This window comes from Vicinamibacteria bacterium, from assembly GCA_035620555.1.
Taxonomy (GTDB): domain Bacteria; phylum Acidobacteriota; class Vicinamibacteria; order Marinacidobacterales; family SMYC01; genus DASPGQ01.
Map to the genome: position 1 here is coordinate 1 of DASPGQ010000547.1, position 7,971 is coordinate 7,971.

Annotated in this window: 8 protein-coding genes; 1 reads left to right on the forward strand and 7 read right to left on the reverse strand. The window is 63.1% G+C overall.

The window, feature by feature from the left end:
- Positions 1-358: 358 nt before the first annotated feature.
- The 7 genes from VEK15_22120 to VEK15_22150 all read right to left on the reverse strand — a co-directional run bounded on the left by VEK15_22120 (position 359) and on the right by VEK15_22150 (position 7,184).
- Positions 359-1,219 carry a VWA domain-containing protein gene (locus tag VEK15_22120; GenBank protein ID HXV63413.1) on the reverse strand — a complete coding sequence of 287 codons (861 nt, stop codon included), beginning with the start codon at positions 1,217-1,219 and terminating at the stop codon, positions 359-361.
- Positions 1,216-2,286: a tetratricopeptide repeat protein gene (locus VEK15_22125; GenBank protein ID HXV63414.1), complete on the reverse strand. Its 1,071-nt coding sequence runs from the start codon at positions 2,284-2,286 to the stop codon at positions 1,216-1,218. The genes VEK15_22120 and VEK15_22125 overlap by 4 nt, the downstream gene beginning before the upstream one ends.
- A 97-nt stretch (positions 2,287-2,383) precedes the next feature.
- On the reverse strand, positions 2,384-3,109 hold the full coding sequence (locus VEK15_22130; GenBank protein HXV63415.1) for a haloacid dehalogenase type II: 726 nt from the start codon (positions 3,107-3,109) through the stop codon (positions 2,384-2,386).
- 9 nt (positions 3,110-3,118) lie between these two features.
- The gene (locus VEK15_22135) at positions 3,119-3,373 is read right to left on the reverse strand and encodes an SEC-C metal-binding domain-containing protein (GenBank protein HXV63416.1); all 255 of its coding nucleotides are present in this window, start codon (positions 3,371-3,373) and stop codon (positions 3,119-3,121) included.
- Between the two features lie 43 nt (positions 3,374-3,416).
- The gene (locus VEK15_22140; protein HXV63417.1) at positions 3,417-4,244 is read right to left on the reverse strand and encodes an aldolase/citrate lyase family protein; all 828 of its coding nucleotides are present in this window, start codon (positions 4,242-4,244) and stop codon (positions 3,417-3,419) included.
- Positions 4,245-4,317: 73 nt separating this feature from the next.
- Complete coding sequence (locus VEK15_22145; protein HXV63418.1) at positions 4,318-5,484, reverse strand: FAD-dependent oxidoreductase; 1,167 nt, start codon at positions 5,482-5,484, stop codon at positions 4,318-4,320.
- A gap of 38 nt (positions 5,485-5,522) precedes the next feature.
- The gene (locus tag VEK15_22150) at positions 5,523-7,184 is read right to left on the reverse strand and encodes an alkaline phosphatase family protein (GenBank protein HXV63419.1); all 1,662 of its coding nucleotides are present in this window, start codon (positions 7,182-7,184) and stop codon (positions 5,523-5,525) included.
- 48 nt (positions 7,185-7,232) lie between these two features.
- On the opposite strand from VEK15_22150, the gene VEK15_22155 reads away from it, so the two are divergent.
- Positions 7,233-7,892, forward strand: a complete 660-nt coding sequence (locus tag VEK15_22155; GenBank protein HXV63420.1) for a hypothetical protein — start codon at positions 7,233-7,235, stop codon at positions 7,890-7,892.
- Positions 7,893-7,971 lie beyond the last annotated feature (79 nt).

Sequence of the window (7,971 nt, forward strand, 5' to 3'; positions counted from 1 at the left end):
CCGACGGAAAGCGCCTCGGCATGCACACCGGAATGCTCCAGGCTTCGCCGGAAGGCCAACCGCTATACGCGCGCCTCGGCTTTCGCCCCTGCGGCCGCTTCGTGGAGTACACATCCAAGTCCATTCCCGTCGAGTAGCCGGACTGGGCCCTCCAGTCTACGAGGCGTCATTTTTTGACGTATATCGAAAAATAGACGTGACTATCTTCGATACTGACGTTCGTGCCCAAGCAAAGGACCGGGACGCAGTCGATTTCCGGAGCACGGCTGCTCTCGGCAGAATCACCCGCATCGTACGGCGTCGGCCATCTCGGCCATCGTGAAGAAGACGAAGTCGGGCTCCGGGCGTTGCTCCGGCTTCAACGTCGCCGGGTGTCACGGTAGTATCCCCGCCGCGCACGAACCGTCGCCCTGCGGCCGCGCAAGCGCACCTCGAGCTCGTGCCAACCGGGCTCGAGCTCTCCGCGCGGGTGATAACTCAATACGTATCGGGTCTTGAGTTGCGCCAAAATGGACGCGAAGATCTCCGGCAGGCGTGACGAATCCACCTCGAAAAAAATGCCACCCGACATCTGAGCCAGCTCTTCGAAGAAGTCGGTCGTCAAAGCGAAACGCGGTGGCGTCTGTTTCGTGGCAACCACGAAAACCGTCGCTTCACTCCGCTTCGCAGCATCGTACACCTGGTCCTTCGATAGCCAGCTGAATCGATCTTCACCGTCGGTAAACAGAACGATGAACGGGCGTTCGACCTCCTCCGCTATTTTGAAGGCAGCGAACAGGCCATCGTTCAAAGATGTCGAGCCGAATCCCGCCGTTCGATCGATCTCGTCATTCAAGCGGGCGAAGGATCCATCGAACGCCCTCGTCACCTGGATTACGGAAGAGAAGGTAATCAACGCCCCTCCATCTCCAGTTTCCAGCCCATTCAACATCGTGGTCGCTGCCCTTTTGAGATACTCGAGTTTCCGACCGCTGACGCTGTGGCTTACGTCGAGCGCGAGCAAGGCATTCACCGGTACGGTCTTCGCCTCGACGCGATCGACTATCTGGAGCACTCCGTTATCGTGAACCTCGAAATCGTCGGCGGTGAGGCCGAGCACGGCGTTCTTCCCGTGGCCGACGAAGACGTCCACCTGAACCGCGGTGACGTCCACTCGAAAGGCTTGCGGCCAGGCCCATGGCGCCATCGTCAGCGCGGCAAGAAGGCCTGCGCGTATCATGGAAGGGCCTCCTCCCGCAGCCCGACGACGATGTCCGAGAATGCGTCCATCCTCAAGAAGTACTGCCAAAGGCCGCCAGACGGATCGTTGGGCCGGATTTTCACGCTCAGACCAAGTTGGAGAGCTTCACGGCTTTCCGCCCGTTGCCCTGACGCCTCGAGCACTTCGCTCAAGGCGAGATAGCCGACCTGCCATTCCGACAAATCGCGCACGGCGTTCCGATAGTGAGACACCGAAGCGGCAAGATTCTCGCTCTCGCGATATAGCCTCCCCAGGAAGAGCTCGGCCAACCCCCGCTCGTAGGGTTGTTCGGCGAGTTGCGAAGCACGAGTTAGATCCGCGATCGCTTGCTCCAGTTGGCCAAGAAGCGAGTAACAATGGCCACGCCGCAAGTAGGCGACGGCATCGCCAGGCACTCGGTCGATCGCCTTCGAGTACCACTCCGTGGCTCGGTGAAGGCTATGGTGCGCCTGCCTGCGGGTCTCGGCCACGAGCCTCTGTTCAGCGCGGTTTTGTACGAACACCGGGTTAGGGCGCGTCCACCTCGGGATCTTGGACAACTCGAAGGCACCGTACGTTTCGTGGACCGTTCCCGTTGCCACGAGCACTTCCACGTCATCATGGGCCATCTCACGAAGCCTGTCGAAGTAATGGAGGGCTTGACCGGGGCTCAACATGCTCTGATAGAAATAGCCCGCCGCCAGGTGCCACTTACTGGAAAAGTCCTGCTCGTTGACGAGCCGCAAGATGTTTCTCGCGACTTCCATCTGAAGGTCCCTGACCCGCTCGGCGCCCGGTGCGGACAGCTTGGCGGCCGCTTCCGTGTGCATCAGGACGGCCGCTTTGAGCACTCTCGTCGTGAGGGGAAACGAGCTCAGGTTCCCGACAGCGGACTCGAGCCGGCCCCGGTGCTCGAGCAGGGCGAGCGCTTCGTTCCAATCGATCGCACCTTGTTGGTACTGACGAACCAGGACGATGTACCGCTCCCAGCTGAGTGACAGTTCCGCCGTCTGAGTGACGGCATGAGGAGCAAGGAGCAGTCCGGCCACGACCCACGCAAAAGGCATGGTCCTGGAATCTTAATCGGTCGCTAGGAGTATCTAAAGCCAGGCTTGAGAGACATGGCCGGCTGCTCCAGGTTGTCCAGGCAGCTGGGTCCGAGGATCACCCGCCTCGCACGGCTTCGGCCATCTCGGCCATCGTGAAGAAGATGAAGTCGGGCTCGGGGCGTTGCTCGGGCTTCATCGTCGCACCCCAGCTTCCCCCTTGGGACAGCCGCTGCCGATCGATCCAGGCGGTCGAGAGACCGAGCGCCTTGGCGGGCGCATGGTCGTGAAACAGGCTCTGCGCGGTGTGTAGAATCCTCGATGGCTCGAGCCCGTGATCTGATCGAAGGCGGGTCAGCATGTATTCGAAGTTCGCCGGTGCCGGTTTGTACGAACCGATGTCCTCCGCGGTGTAGACCGCGTCGAACGTGACCCCGAGCTTGCGGTTCGACTCGGCGAAACCGTCCCGGTTCACGTTGGAAAGGACGACGAGCTTGTAACGGGTCTTCAGGTACCGCAGCGCATCGGCGGTATCGGGAAATGCGGGCCAGTGCGGGATCGAGCTGCCGAACGCGTTATCGAGCTCTGGAGTAGTCCGAAGCTCGAGGCGCGCGGCCAGGGCGTGGTGCACCCGGGCCAGCACCTCGGTGTAGACGAGACCGGGTGCCGCCGACTCCTCGCGGCTTTCGAGCTCGGCAAATGCCTCGAGAGCATAGGCCCGGTGGATATCGCTGCGGCCGTTCCTGGCGATCAGCGATTGCAGGGCATCCCAGATCCCGGTCTCCCAGTCGATGAGCGTCCCGTAACAGTCGAACGTCAGGACGTCGAAGTCAGCCAGAGCCACGGAGTGAGCTCAGATCTCGTGACAGTGTCGGTGCTCGGGCGACCAAACCTGGCCGGGAGGACAACTGCCACTCGTCCCCGCCGTATCGCCCTGAGTGAGGTTATAGAGGAAGAAGACGAGGACCGCGCCGGCGGCCGCGAGGGCCGCGACGACGGCCCAGCTCCCTGGGCCCAACCGGCGCTGCTTTCGCTCGCAGCATTGCTTGTATTTCTTGCCGCTTCCGCACGGACACCGCTGGTTGCGACCGATCTTCGCGCTGCGCATGGTGCCAGACTATACCGCTCCCCCGCGTATGGAATCACACGCTTCAGTACTCATAGGCGCCCTTCGCGGTCTCGAGAAGCGCTTTGGCACCGGCGCGGATGAGGCCGGCCTCGCTCGAGGCTTGAAAAAAGCTGTACCCCTCGCGGTCGTGCCAGGTGAACGGACCGCCGAGCTTCTTTCCCGCTTTCAGCGTTTCATCGCGGATCCGGTCTACGAGCGTCTGGTATCTCGGATCGTCCTGAGCGTATCCGGTGAAGCTTCCGATGTCGCCGCTGGCGGCGAATACCACGTCCACCCCGGGGACCGCCGCAATCTGGTCCGCAATCTCGATGCCATCGGGGGATTCGATCATGGCGACGACCATCATGTTGTCGTTCACCGTCTCACGATAATCCTCCCCCCACAGCTCTCCATACTGCCCGCCGCCGCGACTGCGACGACCCTGGGGCGGATACTTCGCGTATCTGACGGCAGCCTCTGCTTCCTCCACGCTCGCGACCATCGGGACGATGATGCCGAGAGCGCCGATGTCCGTGGCCTTCTGAATGTCTCCTTCGGTCGCATCGGGGACACGGATGAAGGGAATCGCCTTCGCGCCCTTGCACGCCCGAATCATCTTCGCCACGTCCGAGTACGTGAGGGGGCTGTGCTGCATCTCGATCCAGAGGAAGTCGAAGCCCGCATCGGCCATGGCGCAGTAGATGTTTGGATCCGAGGTATAGACCGTGCCCCCGATGATCGGTTTCCCGTCCATAAGCTTCTGCTTGGCAGTGTTATACATCCGGCCCGGCTCGGCGGCGGTCGATGTCATCCACGCGAAATAGACGAGCGCGAGCGCGACGGGAAACGAGATCATCCATCTGGTTCTCATGGCCCTCTCCTCCGTGGGCGGGAGTATACCGCCGAACGGGGCGATTATCGGTCGCGAAGCCGATTGCACCTCGTCATGTCGCCGAGGGCTTCCGAGGGGAACCCATCGCTCGGTAGAGCTCGATGTGGCCTTCGACGATGCGCTTGCGCTCCTCTTCGTTGACCTCGAGCGACCAGTTGTCACGCTCGGAGGTACCGCCGAGGATGATTCCGTCGGTGCGCGGCATCATGTGGATGCCGATACCCGGTCTCGCGCTCGGGCTGTGAATGCCGCCGTTGGTGCCGTAGCTCACTTCGGGTTGGGGGATGACGACCGTGAGCTGCCCTTTGAGAGGGACGAGCTCCTCGTCCTCGAAGAGCGCCTTGGCGCCGAGTCCGGTGCAGTTGACGACGAGCGTCTCCGCGAGCCACGCGATGTCGCGGAGAGCCTCGAATCTTCGGATGACGATCTTGCCTCCGAGAGAAACGAAATCGTGGACGAGCGCATCGAGATAGATCGAAGGCTCGATCCGCATCATGGGGCGACTGACCGCGTACTGCGTGGGGAAAGGATGCTCTCCGGGCAGAAGGAGGTCCTGACCCACCTCGACCTCGGCCGGAAGCAGCACGTTCGACCCCGATGCCAGTCGCGCATCGTCCGTCGGCGTGTAGTTGTGGATCCAGGTGATGCCATACTTGGGCCCGACGAGAAGCTGGAGCCGGCGGTAGGCGATGGTGACCGCGCGGCGAAACTGCTCTTCCCACTCGGGAGTACGGGAGCGGAGCTCGACGAGGCCCGACGTCGGCGTAAAGCCCGCGAGCGACATGTTCGACGTCGTGTCCGGCGGCACCGAGGCCGCGTAGATGGTGACGTCGAAACCGCGGCGCTGCAGCTCGCGCGCAGAGGTAAGCCCCACAACGCCACAACCGAGAACCGCGGCGCGGCGGTCGAGGTGATCCAGGGCGATGTCCGCAGCCGCATGCGCCGTGCCCCAGGACAGAGACATCCCCGCTCCACCGTGCCCGTAGTTGTGGATGAGAGTCTTGTCGCCGAGCTTCTCGGCTTTCAGCACGAACCCCGAAGGCCGGTGGGGCCTCAGACCGACCGTCGTGCGGATCACCCGATCCCAGGATACGTTGGGCGGCGGGAGCTGGAGTGGAGGTCGCCTCGGCCCCAGGTCGGCCGCTCTCCTCGAGCTGCAACCCAGTCCGAGCCCGACGAGAGCGAGGCCGCCTGATTTCAAAACGGTTCGCCTTCGCACGGAGAGATCCTCCCCGAGTGAGCGCGATGCGTCAACCGTCACTCGATGTAGCCGAGAGCGCGCAGCTCCTCGAGCACCTCTTCACTCGCTTCGGTCGTTTCACCCCCCTCCACCGACATCGACGTGTCCGCGTCGATGAAACGGAGCGGGTTGGATCGAAGCCAGTCTTCCTCGAACAACGCCGCCAGGACTTTTCCGTCCATGTCCAGAGGTACGGGCTGAGCGAACGCATGCAACAGCGTCGGGGCAACGTCGAGAACCGTCGATCCGTGGAACGACCGGCCGCGCCGTATGTTCTCTCCACTGGCGATGAACAATCCGAAGGGCGCGTGGTGGCCCGCGCCGTCGATCGGCTGCATCCCGTGGTCCGAGACGACGATTACCGTGGCCCGCCGAGGAACAGCATCGAGGATCTCACCGATCCAGGCGTCTACCTGGACGTAGGTCTCGTCCATCACCTCGCGCAGAGAGTCAGGACAGTTGGCGGGGAGCGGCGCGCCGGCACGCCAGTGAAGGGTGACGTGACCCGCGACGTCGAGCGATCGCAAGTAGATCGTGAACAAGCCCGAGTCCATGCGAGGTAAGAGCCGCTTCGCCAGCCGCACGTAGTAGGTGTCCTGGATCAGGATCTTCTTCAGCACCGAGCTTCGGTCGATGAACGGCTGCTCGCACTCGGAAACGTGGAGCTGCTCGAAGGTCGGTGCGAGATCCTCGGCGAGCGGGGCGAGGGGCTCGAGCTCACGGGCGAGATCTTCGGGCCAGGTGAGCCTCCGGCTTCCGCTGCGCTGGTCACGGATTCCCATGCGCGAAGACACCAGAAACCCGTTCACTTCGTACGCGGGCCACGTACCCCAGTACCCGACGATGCCCACGGAAACTCCCGCGTCGCCGAGAAGCATCCACACCGGTTTGGCGCGCCAGTGCACGCTCTGGATCTCCGTGAGGCGCCCTCGAGGCTCGTAGAACCCGCGCTCGAAGTGCTCGCGCGAGACGGCGGGGCTCAACGAGACGGTCTCTTTTCGTGTCCCGTCGATCACGCTCACGAAGCCCAGCTCTCCCGCGAGCCGTCGTCGATCGGAGGAATCCTCCCGTTCCGAGGGGCGGCTCTGCCGGGCGAAAACGAGCTCGAGTCGGTTCTGTCCCGGGCGGAGGTTCGTGGCCGCTACCGGGATGGAAAACTCGGTCCATGCGACCGGCACCTGCAGCGTCTCGAGTCGTTCGCCATTCCAGATGACATCCACACCCTGCTCGCCGTTCGGCTCGTAGCTTCTGAGCTTCAACCGCAGCACGAAGGGCGCTCGCCCCTCGAACTGTGGCAGTCGAATCGTCGCTCGCGCCGGGTCGTCTTCCGAGCCCATCCAGACCGACGCCGTTCCGGGAATGGGCAGCACGAAGTCGCGAATGCCGTGTTTTTCCGGGACCTTTCCGGTAGCGACGGAAGCCCACACGATCGGAGAAGCGAAGTAGCGGCGGGAGCCCTCGCGCATGACGCGGCGAGAGGGCCAGGATTGTAACGGCCCCGAAGTCCCCGAGGCCATGAGTCGCTCGAAATTTGGAAGGCGCTTTTCGGCGCGTAGCTCGTCGACGATGTCGAGGCTCCCACCGTCGAGCCCGATCAAAACCACGAGTGGCGGTCGGTCGCTCTGGCCACAAAACGAGACGCAGGTGCACAAGGCGGCGAGGAAGATAGGGCGCATCATCGCGACGCTCATCTTAACGCGACCGAAGGCTATACTGGTTCGAGGATCATGACTCTCCTGGCATGGATGATGGCGGCTCTCGTGGGAGCTCAATCCCTGGGCGAGGTCGCTGCAAGAGAGAAGAAGCGAAGGGAAAAGAACGCGGAAGCGGGGGTGGAAGTCGTGAGCTACACGGGCTCCGGCGAGGGCATCGCGGCCGACGAGGCTTCAATCTCCACACCGGACGCTCGGGCCCCTGAAGAAACCGAGAGCTCTCCGCTCGAGGAGGAGTGGGCGCGCGGAGAGAGCTACGAACCGCGCTTCGCCGAGATATCACGCGCCGCGGACGAGGTCGACGCTCTTTTCGAGCGCTACATGGACACATGTTACAACCGCTACCTCATCGGCGTGACGCCGCCGGGCTTGGGCGTTCCCGTTCTGCCGGGCTCACCTTTTCTCGTGCACACCGGCCGCAACTGGTTCGTCGTACTGGAGAATCCCTCCGTTCTCGGGCCCTCGACAGCGACGCGTTATGGCGGCAATGACATCCTCCTGGTGCAGCTGCCGCAGTGCGAGGGACTCTGGGAACGGCTCGTAACCCAAGCCGATCACGTCAGACGCGCCATGCGTGAGTTGCTCGAGGACGCGAGACGCGAGCGCATCCTTCCCGGCGTGATCCGCGATCTCCGTCGCAAATACCGTCTGGAGTGGTCCGGCTGGGAGCGGTGAAGGCCGAGCCCGATTCCGCCGAGAACGGCGAGCGCGGATAGGAGGAGCTGCGGAGAAGCGGTACGTCAGAGCCTTCCAC